This window comes from Pseudomonas sp. FBF18, from assembly GCF_024261405.1.
GTDB lineage: Bacteria > Pseudomonadota > Gammaproteobacteria > Pseudomonadales > Pseudomonadaceae > Aquipseudomonas > Aquipseudomonas palmensis.
Window position 1 is genome coordinate 160,830 of record NZ_QKRS01000011.1, and the last position, 15,243, is coordinate 176,072.

Sequence of the window (15,243 nt, forward strand, 5' to 3'; positions counted from 1 at the left end):
TCGCGACACCGGCCTTTTTCGTTTCACTTGGCCTGGTAGATGATCCCCGGGCTGCACTGCACCATCTGGTAATGGTCGGGCAGCCCGTTGAGCGCCTCGGACGCCCCCAGGAACAGGTAACCGCCGGGCTTGAGCGTGCCGTGAATGCGCAGCAGGATGTCCTTCTTCACCTGGGCGGAGAAGTAGATCAGCACGTTGCGGCAGAACACGATGTCGAACTTGCCCAGGCTCGCGTAGCTGTCGAGCAGGTTGAACGAACGAAACTCGACGCGGCTGCGGATCGGGGCCTTGACTGCCCAGCGCCCCGGCCCCTTGGGGTCGAAATAGCGTTGCAGGCGCTCCTGGGACAAGCCACGGGCAATGGCCAGGCTGTCGTACTCACCGGTCTTGCAGTTGGCCAGCATCGAGCCGGACAGGTCGGTGGCGACGATCTGCGCCCCCATCTTCAATTGCCCGATGTTGCTGCGCTCGAACTCGTCGATGGCCATGGAGATCGAGTACGGCTCCTGCCCCGACGAACAGGCCGCCGACCAGATGCGCAGGCGCTGGCCAGGGTTGGCCTTGATCTGCTCGGGCAAGACCTTGTTCTTGAGCACCTCGAACGGATAGTTGTCGCGAAACCACAGGGTTTCGTTGGTGGTCATCGCATCGACCACCTGCTCGCGCAAGCCGCTACGCGGCTGGGTCTGGATCCGCTGCACCAGCTCGCTCAACGATTTGATGCCCTGCTGTTCCATCAGCTTGTTGAGACGGCTGGAGACCAGATACTGCTTGTTTTCGCCCAGCAGGATGCCACAGGCTTTTTCCAGGAAGACCCGGAATTGTTCGAAATCCAAATTACCCGTAGACAATGATGCCGCCTCTTAAATCATGTGTAACGCCAGGGACGAGCCCTGGCCGTTAGTGGGTGGCCTTGATCCGGTCGACCACGCGTTGCGCCAGGTCATCCGGCCGGAACTTGGCGAGAAAATCATCCGCGCCCACCTTCTTGACCATGGCCTGGTTGAAGACGCCGGAAAGCGAAGTATGCAGGATGATGTGCAACTTTTGCATGCGCGGGTCGTTGCGGATTTCTGCAGTCAGGGTATAGCCGTCCATTTCCGGCATCTCGATGTCGGAAATCATCATCAGGAATTCCTCTTCCGGATGCTTGCCCTCATCGACCATCTTGCGCAGGTAATCCAGCGCCTGCCGGCCGTCGTTGAGCGCCACCACCTCGACCCCCACCGTCTGCAGGCAACGGCTGACCTGCTTGCGTGCCACCGAGGAGTCATCCACGGTGAGCACGCGCAGCGACACGGCCTTGACCTGCACTTCTTCGTCGACCACACCCAGGGAGATCGCCTCGGAGGTCGGCGAGACCTCGGCGAGGATCTTCTCCACGTCGATGATCTCGACCATCTTGCCGTCCACCCGGGTCACGGCCGTCAGGTAATGGTCACGACCGGTGCCCTTGGGTGGCGGATGGATCTCCTCCCAGTTCATGTTGACGATGCGTTCGACCGAGTGCACCAGAAACCCCTGGGTCTTGGTGTTGTACTCGGTGATGATCACGAAGCTCTTGCTGACATCTTCACTCAGACCGGGCATGCCGGTCGCCATCGCCAGATCCAGGATCGGGATGGTTGCCCCACGAATATTCGCCACACCGCGCACCACCGGGTTGGACTTGGGCATCACGGTCAGGTTCGGGCATTGCAGCACCTCCCGCACCTTGAACACGTTGATCCCGTACAGCTGCTCGCCATTGAGGCGGAACAACAGCAGTTCGAGACGGTTCTGCCCTACCAGTTGTGTGCGCTGGTTAACCGAATCCATTACACCAGCCATGCCAGACTCCTCGACCAAATGCTCGAGCGTCGTACCGCAGTCGGCACGCGCCTTGCTTTTTTAACTGTATGAACACGAAAACGACATTTTTCCGACGCCTGACCCGCCCCTTGCCCGGCATCCTTGCTGCGCTGTGCCTGCTGGCCCCCGGCGTTCGAACTCTGGCTGACGCTTTCACCTTGCCTGAACAGCTTATCGGTGTCACTCAGGGGTTTCTTGAATTCACGGTCGAGGATTACCTGGCGACCAGCCAGACCGAAGGGCGCTTCGAGATCCAGGTCAACAGCCTCGACCCGCGCCTGCGCATGCCACTGTGCGACCAGCAACTGGGCGCCACCCTGGAAAGCCCGGCGCAACCGCTGGGCAGGGTGACCGTGCGCGTACGCTGCGATGGCAGCTCCCCGTGGACGGTGTTCGTGCCGGCCCAGGTGCGGCTGTTTCGCAATGTGGTGACCGTGGCGCGTCCGCTCAAGCGCGACAGCGTGGTCGGCGAACAGGACGTGAGCCTGCGCGAGCGGGACGTGGGCATGCTCAACCAGGGCTACCTGACCAGCCTGGAGCAGGCCGTGGGCCTGAAGGTCATCCGACCGACGGTCATCGATCAGGTGCTCACGCCGCTGCATCTGGAGCAGGCCGAAGTGGTCCGCAAGGGCGATCATGTGGTCATCATCGCCCGCAGCGGCACGCTGAGCGTGCGCATGCCGGGAGAAGCCTTGAGCAAGGGCGGCATCAGTGAACAGATACGGGTACGCAATCTGAACTCCAAACGGGTGGTGAAGGCACGGGTCACTGGACCAGGGCAGGTGGAAGTCGCGATGTGAAGCGGGTCACGACGCCAGAACAAACAAGGCTGGCGATCAGGAACCGCTTTTCCTAAACTGTGTCGAACCGGGTTGATGGGCTGGCCGCGCAAGCTGCACTGCATTTGCGTCTAAAGTTTCTTTCGGGTTGGCCGAAAACAAGGCAAGCGTCCAAACACCCAGAGGTTTTCTGATCATGGTCATCGACTTCAGTCGTTTGAATAATTCCCCGTCCGTGACGGGCGCCGTGCGCACTGGCAACAGCCAGGAAAGCACGGCCACTGCTCGCACTGCCACCAGCGCTACCGAGGCTGGCCAGAGCGGAGAAGCCGTACACCTGAGCCACGAGGCCCAGCAGTTGCAACAGGTCAGCGACAAGCTGCGCGATCAACCGGTTGTCAACAGCGCCCGCGTGGCCGAGTTGAAACAGGCCATCGCCGACGGCAGCTACCAGGTGGACGCCCAGCGCGTCGCCAGCAAACTGCTCAATTTCGAAGCCCAGCGCTAGCCCTCTGGCGCGCTGACTTCAGGACGCTAGAACCAAGAGCCAGCCAATGCACGACACTACTCTGCTGCAACTGATCGAAGATGATATTGCTCCAGCGCAACAACTGCTCGAGTTGTTGCAGGCTGAAGCCGTGGCCCTGCATGGCCGCGACATGCCCTTGCTGGAAAATATTCTAGCCCGCAAGCAATCGCTGGTGGTGCTGCTCGATCAAGGCGGACAACGACGTAGTGCGCTGCTTGCGAACCTGGGCCTGCCGCAAAGCCGCGAAGGTGTAGTGGCCATGGCCGAGCAATCGGACCTGGGCTCCCTGCTCATCGAGCAGCTCGATGTGCTGGCTGCGCTGATGAATGATTGCCAGGCGGTCAACGCACGCAACGGCCAGGCGATCCAGCTTCAGCAGTACACCACCGAAAACCAGATCAAGATCCTCATGGGTGGCGAATCACCGTCGCTCTACGATGCCCGCGGCACTACATCGCCGCTTTCAAAGCCTCGTGCACTCAGCCAGGCGTGACCCCCTCTATCAAGGCACGATTCATGCTGGCAGAATGCCAGCAATTGCCTGTGTCGTTTTTGCCTGGAGATTCATCAACCGTGTTCAATGACGAAGAAGCTCCTCAGCCTCCGAAGGTGCTGACTACGCCTTTGGAAATTGCCGCTCATTTGCGGATGTTGCTAGAGAGCCATGACCCACTGATCATCACGTTCCCCGAACGCAGCCAGCGCTTCCAGAGTTATGTGGTGGAGGTAGACCGGGACAGCAACAGCATGGCCCTGGACGAAATGATCCCGCGCGATGGCGAACGCTTCCTCGAAAATGGCGAACCATTCCGTATCGAAGGCTTCCATGACGGCGTGCGCATTGCCTGGGACTGCACTACCCCGCTGAGCATCAGCACCTCTGACGGCTCACGCTGCTACCGCGGCAGCCTGCCCACAGAAGTTACCTATCACCAGCGTCGCAATGCGTTTCGCGCGGCACTGAAGCTGTCGCAACTGGTCGACGTGATTTTCGACGGCGAGAAACTGCGTGGCGAGCACCCGCTCAAGGGCAAGCTGCTGGATATTTCGGCTACTGGCTGCAAGCTTCGCTTCGAGGGCGATATCGAGGAGCGGTTGCAGTTGGGCCAGGTCTACGAGAAGTTTGCTACCGGCCTGCCGCTGGGGCTTTCTCAGGTAATGGTCGAGCTGCGCCACCTGCACTATGAAGAGCGCCTGAACGCCACCTTCGCCGGCATTCGCTTTCATAACGTGACAGGACAGATGGCGCGCAAGATCGAAAGCTTTGTGTACCAGCTGCAACGTGAAGCGCGACGCTTCGACAAAGACGATTACTGATAGACATCACGCTTCACATTTCCAAGGGTCGCTACCCATTCAGCGGCAACGGATTCATCCGCAAAGGGGCGCCTGGCGCCCCGCCTGCCAGCGGAACTCAGACGCAGCCCTTCGCCACTATCTGCCCCCCACGCCACTCACACTTCTGGCGCAGGCTTGACAGGTTCGACGCCCTCAGCCTCCCCGGGCGCGCCCTCCTCCTCGGTATCTTCGGCACCCACCGGTGCCTGCATCTGATCCTGCACCACCTGCTCATCAACCCGCGGGTCGAGCGCCGCAGACAGCGGTGAACCTGCCGCCGGCATCGCTACGTGAAGCAATGGCGCATCCTCGACCTGATGCAGGTTGGTAACCGCTTTGGGACGGATGCGCCACACCAGCACCAGCGCGAAGAAACAGAAGAACGCGTACAGCATCTGGTCGCCCAGGGTCTTCATCAGCACACCGGCCACCAGCGGCCCGATGCTCGCCCCCACGCCATAGGTCACCAGCAGCATCGCGGTGAGCGAGACCCGTCGCTCGCTTTCAACGTGGTCGTTGGAAAACGCCACCGCCAGCGGGTAGAGGCAGAACTGCAGCAGCGAGACCGCAAAACCGGTGATGAACAGCACCTCGAGCGGTACGCTCGGCAGCAGCGCCAATGGCAGGGAGGTGACGGCCAGCCCCACCGCCACACTGCGAATCAGCACGGCCCGGTCGTAACGGTCCGACAACCAGCCCAATGGCCACTGCACCAGCAGGCCGGCAAAGATGCAGCAGCCCATGAACACACCGACCTGTTCTGTACTGAGCCCCTGCTTGGAGGCGTACAGAGGCGCCAGACCATAGAACGACCCCACGATCAGCCCCGCCCCGAGTACCGTACTCAGCGACTGGGGGACGCGCTTGATGAAGAACCGCGGCTCCATGGGGGCCGGACGCAGCGGTGCGGGGTGGATGCGCCGGGTCAGGGCCACCGGAACCAGGCATAGCGCAAAGCACATGGCCACCAGCATCAGCAGCTCCAGGCCCAACTGCGGGTGAACCACCAGAATCAGCTGGCCCAGTACCAGGCCCAGATAGGAGGCGATCATGTAACCGCTGAACACCGCCCCACGCTGCTTGGCGTCGGCCTGTTCGTTGAGCCAGCTCTCGATCACCATGTACTGGCACATCATGCCCAGGCCGACGATCACCCGCAGCAGCAGCCAGGCCGGCAGCCAGCTGACCAGACCATGACCAAGCACCGCTGCGCCGACGATGCCGGCACACGTAGCGTAGGCGCGGATATGCCCCACCCTGGCGATCAGCCGGTGACCGATCTTGCCCCCCAGCGCCAGGCCGAAATAGTTGGCCGCCATCAGCGCACCGACCCACAGGCTGTCGACCTGATCGGCCGCCAGGCGCAGGGCCAGGTAGGTGCTCAACAGGCCGGAACCGATCAACATCATCAATGCGGCGAAATACAGCGCGCGAAAAGACTTCCAGATACTTCGCATCGACGTCCCTGAGGGCCCCTTGAGCAGGTGAAAAAACTGCTTGAAAGCATAAGTGAAAAAAACGCCGACGCGGCGGGCCGGGCATAAAAAAACAGGTGACAAACCATGATCTCGATCATGGCTGCCACCTGCCTCTGCTTACCCTGGCGCCAGGCGGCATTGCCGCCCCGCAGTTACGCCTGTGCCGCCAGCACGCGCCGTTCCCACGGGGTGATCTCGTCGAAGAAGCTGGTCAGTTCCAGGGTCTTGGACGCGATGTAACCTTCGATGAACTCAGTCCCGAACAGTTCCCTCGCCAACTGGCTGCGCTTGAGACGCTCCAGTGCCGCGTGCAGCGTGCAGGGCAGTGACAGGTTGTCGGGCACCTCGAATTCGCCCTGGATCGCCGGCGCCGGCTCCAGTTGCTGTTCGATGCCGTACAAGCCGGCCGCCAGGCTGGCGGCGATGGCCAGGTAGGGGTTGGTATCGGCCCCGGGCAGGCGGTTCTCGACCCTGCGCGCTACCGGTGCGCTGGCAGGAATACGCAGGCCCGCAGCGCGGTTGTCTTCAGACCAACAGGCATTGTTGGGCGAGGCATAGGGGTGACACAGGCGCTGATAGGAATTGACGTTGGGCGCGAACAACGCGGTGAAGTCGGCCATGCACGCTTGCTGGCCGCCGATGAAGTGATAGAAGGCGGGCGTGGGCTGCCCCTGGGCGTCGCTGAACACGTTGCGGCCGTTGTCGATCTCGACCACGCTCTGGTGAATGTGCATCGAACTGCCTGGAGTTCTGGCCAGCGGCTTGGCCATGCACACCACATTCAGGCCATGCTTGAGCGCAACCTCCTTGAGCAGGTGCTTGAACAGGAAGGTCTGGTCGGCAAGCAGCAGCGGGTCACCGTGCAGCAGGTTGATCTCGAACTGGCTGACGCCCATCTCGTGCATGAAGGTGTCGCGCGGCAGGCCCAGGGCCTCCATGCAACGGTAGACCTCGCTGAAGAACGGGCGCAGGCCATTGTTGGAACTGACGCTGAACGCCGAATGGCCGTCCTCGCGCCGACCGTCCAGCCCGGTGGGCGGCAGGAACGGCTGGCTCGGGTCGGGATTGGGAGCGAACACGAAGAACTCGAGCTCGGTGGCCACCACTGGCGCCAGGCCGTGCGTGCGATACCGCTCGATCACCGCCTTGAGCTGGCCGCGGGTGGACAAGCCCGAACTCTGTCCATCGAGCTCATTGGCATCGCAGATCGCCAGTGCCCTTGGTTCGTCGCTCCAGGGCAGGCGGTAGATATGCAGGGGGTCGGCCGCCAGGGCAAGGTCGCCATCGTCGCTGCCGTAGAAGCGTGCCGCAGGGTATCCGCCCATGATGCACTGCAGCAGCACGCCGCGTGCCATCTGCAGGCGCCGCCCTTCCAGGAACCCCTCGGCGGTCATCACCTTGCCGCGAGGCACGCCATTGAGGTCGGGGGTGACGCATTCGATTTCATCAATGCCCGTCAATCGCTCGGCGAGAGAACGTTGGCCATTGGTCGTCATGACTTGATCCTTGTTATTTTTAACAAGCCGCGAACGGCGACCCGAACAACATAGTCCGGGGGTGTTAAAAATATCAAGCACCATGTAGGCCCGATCGCTGAGCGAACGCCGCCAGCCAACCCGTAGAAGCTGTCTACACTGTGCCTGGCAGCGTAATACCGTTGGCCGGCAGCGGCAGCGCAGTCTTGTAGCGCACCTGCTTGAGGGCGAAGCTGGAGCGAATATTGGCCACCCCGGGCAAGCGGGTGAGGTAGTCCAGAAACCGCTCCAGGGCCTGGATGCTCGGCAGCAGTACACGCAGCAGGTAATCCGGGTCGCCGGTCATCAGGTAGCACTCCATCACTTCCGGGCGCTCGGCGATTTCCTCTTCGAAGCGGTGCAGCGATTGCTCCACCTGTTTTTCCAGGCTGACGTGGATGAACACGTTGACGTCCAGCCCCAGCACTTCGGGCGACAGCAAGGTCACCTGCTGGCGAATCACGCCAAGCTCCTCCAGCGCCTTGACCCGGTTGAAACAGGGGGTGGGCGACAGATTTACCGAACGGGCCAGCTCGGCGTTGGTGATGCGGGCATTGTCCTGAAGGCTGTTGAGAATGCCGATGTCAGTACGATCCAGTTTGCGCATGAGACAAATTCACCTGCTTCTTGTTCTTTTGAAGAATGTTTATCCGCAAGCCAGCCCAAAGGCAATGAACTTGAGAAAAATATTCTTCCGCCAGCGGAATATGATGTAGGCAAGACTGACTCTCCGGTCACAAGCCGGGTTCAGTAGCGACCGCTTCAAAGCTCAACAAAAACACAAGACAGAGCGAGCGTAAAAAAGCATGAACGAGTACGCCCCCCTGCGTCTGCATGTGCCCGAGCCTACAGGCCGGCCAGGCTGCCAGACCGATTTTTCCTACCTGCGTCTGAATGACGCCGGTCAGGTCCGCAAACCCGCCATCGATGCCGAACCCGCCGGTACCGCCGACCTTGCCTACGGGCTGATCCGCGTGCTCGACGAACAGGGCCGTGCGCTTGGCCCCTGGGCCGAGGACATCGGCCCCGAAGTGCTGCGCCAAGGCATGCGCGCGATGCTCAAGACCCGGCTGTTCGACAGCCGCATGGTCGTGGCGCAGCGCCAGAAGAAGATGTCCTTCTACATGCAGAGCCTGGGCGAGGAAGCCATCGGCAGCGGCCAGGCACTGGCCTTGAACCGCAGCGACATGTGCTTCCCCACCTACCGCCAGCAGAGCATCCTGATGGCCCGCGACGTGTCGCTGGTGGAGATGATCTGCCAGCTGCTGTCCAACGAGCGCGACCCGCTCAAGGGTCGCCAACTGCCCATCATGTACTCGGTGCGCGAAGCCGGCTTCTTCACCATCAGCGGTAACCTGGCGACCCAGTTCGTGCAGGCGGTCGGCTGGGCCATGGCCTCGGCCATCAAGGGCGATACCAAGATCGCTTCGGCCTGGATCGGCGATGGTGCTACGGCCGAGTCGGACTTCCACACCGCGCTGACCTTCGCACACGTGTACCAGGCCCCGGTGATTCTCAACGTGGTCAACAACCAGTGGGCCATCTCCACCTTCCAGGCCATCGCCGGTGGTGAATCCACCACCTTCGCCGGCCGCGGCGTTGGCTGTGGCATCGCTTCGCTGCGGGTCGACGGCAACGACTTCATCGCGGTGTACGCGGCCTCGCGCTGGGCCGCCGAACGTGCCCGCCGCGGCCTGGGCCCGACCCTGATCGAATGGGTGACCTACCGCGCCGGGCCGCACTCCACGTCGGACGACCCGTCCAAGTACCGTCCGGCCGACGACTGGAGCCACTTCCCCCTCGGCGACCCGATCGCCCGCCTCAAGCAGCACCTGGTGGCCATCGGGCACTGGTCGGAGCAAGAGCATCAGGCGGTGACTGCTGAGCTGGAAGCCGAAATCATCAGTGCGCAGAAGGAAGCCGAGCAGTACGGCACCCTGGCCGGCGGGCAGATGCCCAGCCCGGCGAGCATTTTCGAGGATGTGTACAAGGAAATGCCGGAACACCTGCGGCGCCAGCGCCAGGAACTGGGGATCTGACATGAACGATCACAACACCACTATCCAGTTGGAAACCGCCATGGCGACTACCACCATGACCATGATCCAGGCCCTGCGCTCGGCCATGGATATCATGCTTGAGCGCGATGACAATGTTGTCGTCTATGGCCAGGACGTCGGTTACTTCGGCGGCGTGTTCCGCTGCACCGAAGGGCTGCAGAACAAGTACGGCAAGTCGCGGGTGTTCGACGCACCGATCTCCGAAAGCGGTATCGTCGGCACCGCCGTGGGCATGGGTGCCTATGGCCTGCGCCCTGTGGTGGAAATCCAGTTTGCCGACTACTTCTACCCTGCCTCGGACCAGATCGTCTCGGAGATGGCCCGCCTGCGCTACCGCTCTGCCGGCGAGTTCGTGGCCCCGCTGACCCTGCGCATGCCGTGCGGTGGCGGCATCTACGGCGGCCAGACCCACAGCCAGAGCCCGGAGGCGATGTTCACCCAGGTCTGCGGCCTGCGTACCGTGATGCCTTCGAACCCCTACGACGCCAAGGGCCTGTTGATCGCCTCGATCGAAAACGACGACCCGGTGATCTTCCTGGAGCCCAAGCGCCTGTACAACGGCCCTTTCGACGGGCACCACGACCGGCCGGTAACGCCCTGGTCCAAACACCCCGCCAGCGCCGTACCGGATGGCTACTACACCGTGCCACTGGACAAGGCTGCCATCACCCGCCCAGGCAATGCGGTGACGGTACTGACCTACGGCACCACGGTGTATGTATCCCAGGTGGCTGCCGAAGAGACCGGCATCGACGCCGAGGTCATCGACCTGCGCAGCCTCTGGCCACTGGACCTGGAGACCATCGTCGAGTCGGTGAAGAAGACCGGCCGCTGTGTGGTCGTGCACGAAGCCACCCGCACCTGCGGCTTTGGCGCCGAGCTGGTGGCGCTGGTACAGGAGCACTGCTTCCATCACCTCGAAGCCCCGATCGAACGTGTCACCGGTTGGGACACCCCCTACCCGCACGCGCAGGAATGGGCGTACTTCCCCGGCCCATCGCGAGTGGGTGCGGCATTGAAACGGGTCATGGAGGTCTGAATGGGCACGCACGTCATCAAGATGCCGGACATCGGCGAAGGCATCGCACAGGTTGAGCTGGTGGAATGGTTCGTAAAGGTCGGCGATACCGTCACCGAAGATCAGGTGGTCGCCGACGTCATGACCGACAAGGCCACCGTGGAAATTCCTTCGCCGGTCACCGGCAAGGTGCTGGCCCTGGGCGGCCAGCCCGGTGAGGTCATGGCCGTAGGCAGCGAGCTGATTCGCATCGAGGTCGAAGGGGCCGGCAACTATCAGGAAGGCGCCGGCAAGCCGGCAGCAGCCACGCCGCCTGCGGTAACTGCCGCACCGAAGGCCAGCGTACCCGAAGCCCAACCCCAGCCCGCCGTCGTGTCTACCCCGGCAGCGGCACCTTCAGGCAACGCACAGCGTTCACCGACGATCGTGCCACGTGAGGCCAACGAGCGTCCGCTGGCCTCCCCGGCGGTGCGCAAGCGCGCGCTGGATGCGGGCATAGAGCTGCGCTATGTGCATGGTAGTGGCCCTGCCGGGCGCATCCTGCACGAAGACCTGGACGCTTTTCTCGTTCAACCGAGTACCAGCAGTGCATCGGGCCCCGGTGGCTATGCAAGGCGTGACGACAGCGAGCAGGTGCCTGTGATCGGCCTGCGCCGCAAGATCGCGCAGCGCATGCAGGATGCCAAGCGCCGCGTCGCGCACTTCAGCTATGTCGAGGAAATCGACGTGACCGCGCTGGAAGAACTGCGCGTGCACCTGAACAAGAAGCATGGTGACAGCCGCGGCAAGCTGACCCTGCTGCCCTTCCTGGTACGGGCAATGGTGATCGCCGCGCGCGAATTCCCGCAGATCAACGCCACCTATGACGACGAAGCCCAGCTCATTACCCGCCATGGTGCAGTGCATGTGGGTATCGCCACCCAGGGCGACAACGGGCTGATGGTACCGGTGCTGCGCCATGCCGAGGCCGGCAGCCTGTGGAGCAATGCCAGCGAGATCGCCCGGGTAGCCAACGCCGCCCGCAACAACAAGGCCAGCCGTGAAGAGCTGTCCGGCTCGACCATTACGCTCACCAGCCTCGGCGCACTGGGCGGCATCGTCAGCACACCGGTGGTGAACACGCCGGAGGTGGCCATTGTCGGGGTCAACCGCATCGTCGAGCGGCCAATGGTGGTCAACGGCCAGATCGTGGTGCGCAAGATGATGAACCTGTCCAGTTCGTTCGACCATCGTGTGGTCGACGGCATGGACGCCGCGCTCTTCATCCAGGCCATCCGCGGCCTGCTCGAACAACCTGCCAGCCTGTTTGTGGAGTGACCATGCAGACTCTCAATACCACCCTGCTGATCATTGGGGGCGGCCCCGGCGGTTATGTCGCGGCGATTCGTGCCGGTCAACTGGGCATCCCCACTGTACTGGTCGAAGGCCAGGCACTGGGCGGCACCTGCCTGAACATCGGCTGTATTCCATCCAAGGCACTGATCCATGTAGCGGAGCAGTTCCACCAGACTTGTCAGCACAGCCAGCACTCCAGCCTGGGCATCAAGGTACAGGCTCCCAGCCTGGACATTACCCAGAGCGTGGCCTGGAAGGACGGCATCGTCGACCGCCTGACCAGCGGCGTTGCCGCCTTGCTGAAGAAACACGGCGTGACGGTGATTCATGGCTGGGCAAGGATCGTCGACGGCAAAACCGTCGACGTCGAAGGCCAGCGCATTCAGTGCGAGCACCTGCTGCTCGCCACGGGCTCCAGCAGTGTGGAGCTGCCCATGCTTCCACTGGGCGGCCCGATCATCTCGTCCACCGAAGCCCTGGCCCCGCAACGCCTGCCAAGGCGCCTGACGGTGGTGGGTGCAGGCTATATCGGCCTGGAGCTGGGTATTGCCTACCGCAAGCTGGGGGTCGAGGTAAGCGTGGTGGAAGCGCGCGAGCGTATCCTGCCTACGTATGACAGCGAGCTCACTCAGCCGGTAGCCGAGTCGCTGAAGAAACTGGGCATGACGCTGTACCTCAAGCACAGCGTCGAAGGCTTCGATAACGCCACCCAGTGCCTGCAGATCAGGGACCCGCATGGCGAACAGTTGAGGCTGGAAACCGATCAGGTGCTGGTTGCCGTAGGACGTCGGCCACGCACTCAAGGGTTCAACCTGGAAACCCTGGAGCTCAAGATGAATGGCTCAGCCATTGCCATCGATGAGCGTTGCCAGACCAGCATGCGCAATGTGTGGGCAATCGGCGATCTGAGCGGCGAGCCGATGCTGGCCCACCGCGCCATGGCCCAGGGCGAGATGGTGGCCGAACTCATCGCCGGCAAGCAGCGGGTTTTCGATCCGGTGGCCATCGCGGCAGTGTGCTTTACCGACCCCGAGGTGGTGGTGGCAGGCAAGACACCCGAGGCCGCACAACAGCAAGGCCTGGATTGCATCGTTGCGCAGTTCCCGTTCGCGGCCAATGGCAGGGCCATGACGCTGGAATCCAAAAGCGGCTTCGTACGCGTGGTGGCGCGTCGCGACAATCATCTGATCCTGGGCTGGCAGGCTGTCGGCGTGGGGGTTTCGGAACTGTCTACCGCGTTTGCACAATCACTGGAGATGGGCGCCCGGCTCGAGGATGTGGCCGGAACCATCCATGCCCACCCTACCCTCGGAGAGGCTGTGCAGGAGGCTGCATTGCGTGCCTTGGGGCACGCGTTGCACCTGTAGCCAGAACCACTGGGCGTCGATCATCGACGCCCAGGCATCAGGCGATCTGGTTCTTGCCGCCGGCCTTGGCGCGATAGAGCGCCTGGTCGGCACGGGCGACCAGTTGCTCCGGGCGCTCGCCGCCACGCCACTGGGCGATGCCAAAACTCAATGTGACGCGGTGCTCGCCAATTGGGGGCAACCTCAACACCTGCTGGCGGATGGCATCGGCTACCGCCATTGCTGCCTGCAGGTCACTCCCTGGCATCAACACCATGAACTCGTCACCCCCCCATCGGGCAAGCAGGTGCTCGGGGCCGACACACTTACGGATCTGTTCGACCACCTCTACCAGGGCGGTATCGCCACGGGCGTGGCCGTAACGATCATTGATCGGCTTGAAATCGTCGAAATCCATCAGGATCAGGCTCAAGGGCAAACGAAAGCGGCCGGCACGTTCGCATTCCTGAAGCAGGGCCTTTTCCAGGCGATAACGATTGGCCGCCAGGGTCAACGAGTCGCGCTCGGCCAGGTCACGGTTCTCATCAAGCTGACGTTTCAGTTGCTCGTTCACCCAGCACAGTTCCCGGGTCCGTTCGGCAATCAGTGACTCCAGCGAGCTGTTGCGCTGCTCCAGATGGGCAACCAGGCGCTTGCGGTCGTCGATGTTGCGGTGTGCACCGAACATCCTGGCCACCGAGCCATCAGGGTTGCGCGCAACCACATGCCCGCTGTCCTCGATCCACAGGTAGCTGCCATCCTTGCAACGGCAACGGTACTCCACCTGGTAGCTTGGCGCGCGCTGGCTCAGGTAGTCCTCGAAGCAGGCCATCACCCGCGGGTAGTCCTCGGGGTGAATGACGTTTTCCCAGGTGAACACCGTATTGTCCAGCGAGTGGCTGGGGTAGCCCAGCATGCGATACCAACCCGGGTTGCGATAGACATGGCCGGTGTTGGCGTTCCAGTCCCAGATGCCATCACTGACCAGGTCCAGGAGGGTTTGCAGTTGCTCTTGCCCCAGGTCGCTCAATGGCGCCATCACGCAAGCGGTATTCTCACTCATGGACACTCTCCCCTGTCCAGCAACTACGCCCCAGCTCAATGATGGTGCTGCCGATTGTTATGCGCCAAAGCCTGCGCGAAATTTCGAACAATATACTCGCGAAAGAATGGAAGCGGCAGGCGGAACCGACCGCACGTCCAACTGCAAGCCTTGGCTGTTGCCGCCTGCGGCAATCATCCTCCTCTTTGGGGCAACAGCGTGCCAGAGTAAACGGCCGAGCATTGCTGCCCCCTTGTAATACAGAGGGTTCAGAGCGTGAGGTAACTGGCACAGCCCTTGCTCTTCCCTTGCTCTGCACAGTATCGGGAGACCTTCAGGTGAGCATCATCAATGATTATGGTTGGCAGGTAGCCGCTACCACTCAGCAACGTAGCAGTGTTTCTACAGACAGCGATGCTGTGCCGTATGTACCTGTTTCAGTTGCCATCCAGTCGACGTCCGACACGCGCGGGAGTGCTAGTCACTCCGAGCAGCGCTTTCACGACAACCAGCAAGAAGCGTTCGCAAAGTTCAAGGTCAGTCTGCAGAACCTGGAAGAGATCTTTGACACGAAGGAACCAGAGAGCACTGCCTTGCAAGAGTTTCGCGACTACATGGCACTGTCTCCCGAGCAGAAAATTCGCGAGAAGATGCTGCGCGAACTTGGGCTGAGCCTTGAAGAATACGAAGAGTTACCCCCTGAGAAGAAGGAGCTGATCGACAAGCAGATCGCTCAACGCATCAAGGAAGAAATGGAGATAAAAACCATGGCCAAGCTGCAACCGCCTCAATAGATGGATGCGGTCAGTGCACTGGCAGGTTCACAGACACTGTCGGCAGAAGGCACCGACGAGAAGGACAGGACGGACCCGCTGGCCTGAATCGTATTACGTAAAAAACCACCTCCCAAGGTGGTTTTTTTATGCCCGCCTTGCAGGAAACTTTCGGCCCAC

15 protein-coding genes are annotated in these 15,243 nt (G+C 61.9%); 9 read left to right on the plus strand and 6 right to left on the minus strand.

Going from position 1 to position 15,243, the window contains the following annotated elements:
• Window positions 1–23 precede the first annotated feature (23 nt).
• Window positions 24–851 (minus strand): protein-glutamate O-methyltransferase CheR, encoded by an 828-nt coding sequence (gene cheR, locus DN387_RS18060; RefSeq protein WP_043861780.1) that lies wholly within the window; start codon window positions 849–851, stop codon window positions 24–26.
• 49 nt (window positions 852–900) lie between these two features.
• On the minus strand, window positions 901–1,830 hold the full coding sequence (locus tag DN387_RS18065) for a chemotaxis protein CheV (RefSeq protein ID WP_043861779.1): 930 nt from the start codon (window positions 1,828–1,830) through the stop codon (window positions 901–903).
• A 68-nt stretch (window positions 1,831–1,898) separates the two neighbouring features.
• Here DN387_RS18065 and flgA point away from each other — a divergent pair, with 68 nt between their 5' ends.
• The 4 genes from flgA to DN387_RS18085 all read left to right on the plus strand — a co-directional run bounded on the left by flgA (window position 1,899) and on the right by DN387_RS18085 (window position 4,476).
• Window positions 1,899–2,651 (plus strand): flagellar basal body P-ring formation chaperone FlgA, encoded by a 753-nt coding sequence (gene flgA, locus DN387_RS18070; RefSeq protein ID WP_043861778.1) that lies wholly within the window; start codon window positions 1,899–1,901, stop codon window positions 2,649–2,651.
• A gap of 175 nt (window positions 2,652–2,826) precedes the next feature.
• Window positions 2,827–3,138: a flagellar biosynthesis anti-sigma factor FlgM gene (flgM, locus tag DN387_RS18075; RefSeq protein ID WP_043861777.1), complete on the plus strand. Its 312-nt coding sequence runs from the start codon at window positions 2,827–2,829 to the stop codon at window positions 3,136–3,138.
• 46 nt (window positions 3,139–3,184) lie between these two features.
• Entirely contained in the window at window positions 3,185–3,652 is a 468-nt protein-coding gene (locus tag DN387_RS18080) for a flagella synthesis protein FlgN (protein WP_043861776.1), read from the plus strand.
• A gap of 80 nt (window positions 3,653–3,732) precedes the next feature.
• Window positions 3,733–4,476 carry a flagellar brake protein gene (locus tag DN387_RS18085; protein ID WP_043861775.1) on the plus strand — a complete coding sequence of 248 codons (744 nt, stop codon included), beginning with the start codon at window positions 3,733–3,735 and terminating at the stop codon, window positions 4,474–4,476.
• Between the two features lie 137 nt (window positions 4,477–4,613).
• Here the strand turns inward: DN387_RS18085 and DN387_RS18090 are convergent, their stop codons facing one another.
• The 3 genes from DN387_RS18090 to bkdR all read right to left on the minus strand — a co-directional run bounded on the left by DN387_RS18090 (window position 4,614) and on the right by bkdR (window position 8,096).
• Complete coding sequence (locus tag DN387_RS18090; protein WP_054915648.1) at window positions 4,614–5,954, minus strand: MFS transporter; 1,341 nt, start codon at window positions 5,952–5,954, stop codon at window positions 4,614–4,616.
• 173 nt (window positions 5,955–6,127) lie between these two features.
• Window positions 6,128–7,369, minus strand: coding sequence for a glutamine synthetase family protein (locus DN387_RS18095; protein ID WP_177332976.1), 1,242 nt, complete (start codon window positions 7,367–7,369; stop codon window positions 6,128–6,130).
• Window positions 7,370–7,604: 235 nt separating this feature from the next.
• Complete coding sequence (gene bkdR, locus DN387_RS18100) at window positions 7,605–8,096, minus strand: Bkd operon transcriptional regulator BkdR (RefSeq protein ID WP_043861772.1); 492 nt, start codon at window positions 8,094–8,096, stop codon at window positions 7,605–7,607.
• Between the two features lie 199 nt (window positions 8,097–8,295).
• Here bkdR and DN387_RS18105 point away from each other — a divergent pair, with 199 nt between their 5' ends.
• The 4 genes from DN387_RS18105 to lpdA are packed head-to-tail and all read left to right on the plus strand — an operon-like array spanning window position 8,296 to window position 13,269.
• Complete coding sequence (locus DN387_RS18105; protein ID WP_043861771.1) at window positions 8,296–9,528, plus strand: 3-methyl-2-oxobutanoate dehydrogenase (2-methylpropanoyl-transferring) subunit alpha; 1,233 nt, start codon at window positions 8,296–8,298, stop codon at window positions 9,526–9,528.
• Window position 9,529: 1 nt separating this feature from the next.
• Entirely contained in the window at window positions 9,530–10,588 is a 1,059-nt protein-coding gene (locus DN387_RS18110) for an alpha-ketoacid dehydrogenase subunit beta (RefSeq protein ID WP_043861770.1), read from the plus strand.
• Window positions 10,589–11,884: a dihydrolipoamide acetyltransferase family protein gene (locus DN387_RS18115; protein WP_054915650.1), complete on the plus strand. Its 1,296-nt coding sequence runs from the start codon at window positions 10,589–10,591 to the stop codon at window positions 11,882–11,884.
• Window positions 11,885–11,886: 2 nt separating this feature from the next.
• Window positions 11,887–13,269, plus strand: a complete 1,383-nt coding sequence (lpdA, locus tag DN387_RS18120) for a dihydrolipoyl dehydrogenase (protein ID WP_054915651.1) — start codon at window positions 11,887–11,889, stop codon at window positions 13,267–13,269.
• A 37-nt stretch (window positions 13,270–13,306) separates the two neighbouring features.
• Here lpdA and DN387_RS18125 read toward each other — a convergent pair whose 3' ends face one another.
• Entirely contained in the window at window positions 13,307–14,311 is a 1,005-nt protein-coding gene (locus DN387_RS18125; protein WP_054915652.1) for a sensor domain-containing diguanylate cyclase, read from the minus strand.
• A gap of 317 nt (window positions 14,312–14,628) precedes the next feature.
• Between DN387_RS18125 and DN387_RS18130 the strand changes: the two genes are divergently transcribed.
• A complete protein-coding gene (locus tag DN387_RS18130; RefSeq protein ID WP_054915653.1) occupies window positions 14,629–15,084 on the plus strand; it encodes a hypothetical protein in 456 nt (151 codons plus the stop codon).
• Window positions 15,085–15,243 lie beyond the last annotated feature (159 nt).

Excerpts from the sequence above, each read along its gene's own strand:
- DN387_RS18095 (WP_177332976.1), bottom strand. The coding sequence starts at position 7,369 with ATGACCGCCGAGGGGTTCCTGGAAGGGCGGCGCCTGCAGATGGCACGC.
- DN387_RS18110 (WP_043861770.1), top strand. The coding sequence starts at position 9,530 with ATGAACGATCACAACACCACTATCCAGTTGGAAACCGCCATGGCGACT.
- DN387_RS18115 (WP_054915650.1), top strand. The coding sequence starts at position 10,589 with ATGGGCACGCACGTCATCAAGATGCCGGACATCGGCGAAGGCATCGCA.
- flgA (WP_043861778.1), top strand. The coding sequence starts at position 1,899 with ATGAACACGAAAACGACATTTTTCCGACGCCTGACCCGCCCCTTGCCC.
- DN387_RS18065 (WP_043861779.1), bottom strand. The coding sequence starts at position 1,830 with ATGGCTGGTGTAATGGATTCGGTTAACCAGCGCACACAACTGGTAGGG.
- flgM (WP_043861777.1), top strand. The coding sequence starts at position 2,827 with ATGGTCATCGACTTCAGTCGTTTGAATAATTCCCCGTCCGTGACGGGC.
- bkdR (WP_043861772.1), bottom strand. The coding sequence starts at position 8,096 with ATGCGCAAACTGGATCGTACTGACATCGGCATTCTCAACAGCCTTCAG.
- DN387_RS18080 (WP_043861776.1), top strand. The coding sequence starts at position 3,185 with ATGCACGACACTACTCTGCTGCAACTGATCGAAGATGATATTGCTCCA.
- DN387_RS18125 (WP_054915652.1), bottom strand. The coding sequence starts at position 14,311 with ATGAGTGAGAATACCGCTTGCGTGATGGCGCCATTGAGCGACCTGGGG.
- DN387_RS18105 (WP_043861771.1), top strand. The coding sequence starts at position 8,296 with ATGAACGAGTACGCCCCCCTGCGTCTGCATGTGCCCGAGCCTACAGGC.
- DN387_RS18090 (WP_054915648.1), bottom strand. The coding sequence starts at position 5,954 with ATGCGAAGTATCTGGAAGTCTTTTCGCGCGCTGTATTTCGCCGCATTG.
- lpdA (WP_054915651.1), top strand. The coding sequence starts at position 11,887 with ATGCAGACTCTCAATACCACCCTGCTGATCATTGGGGGCGGCCCCGGC.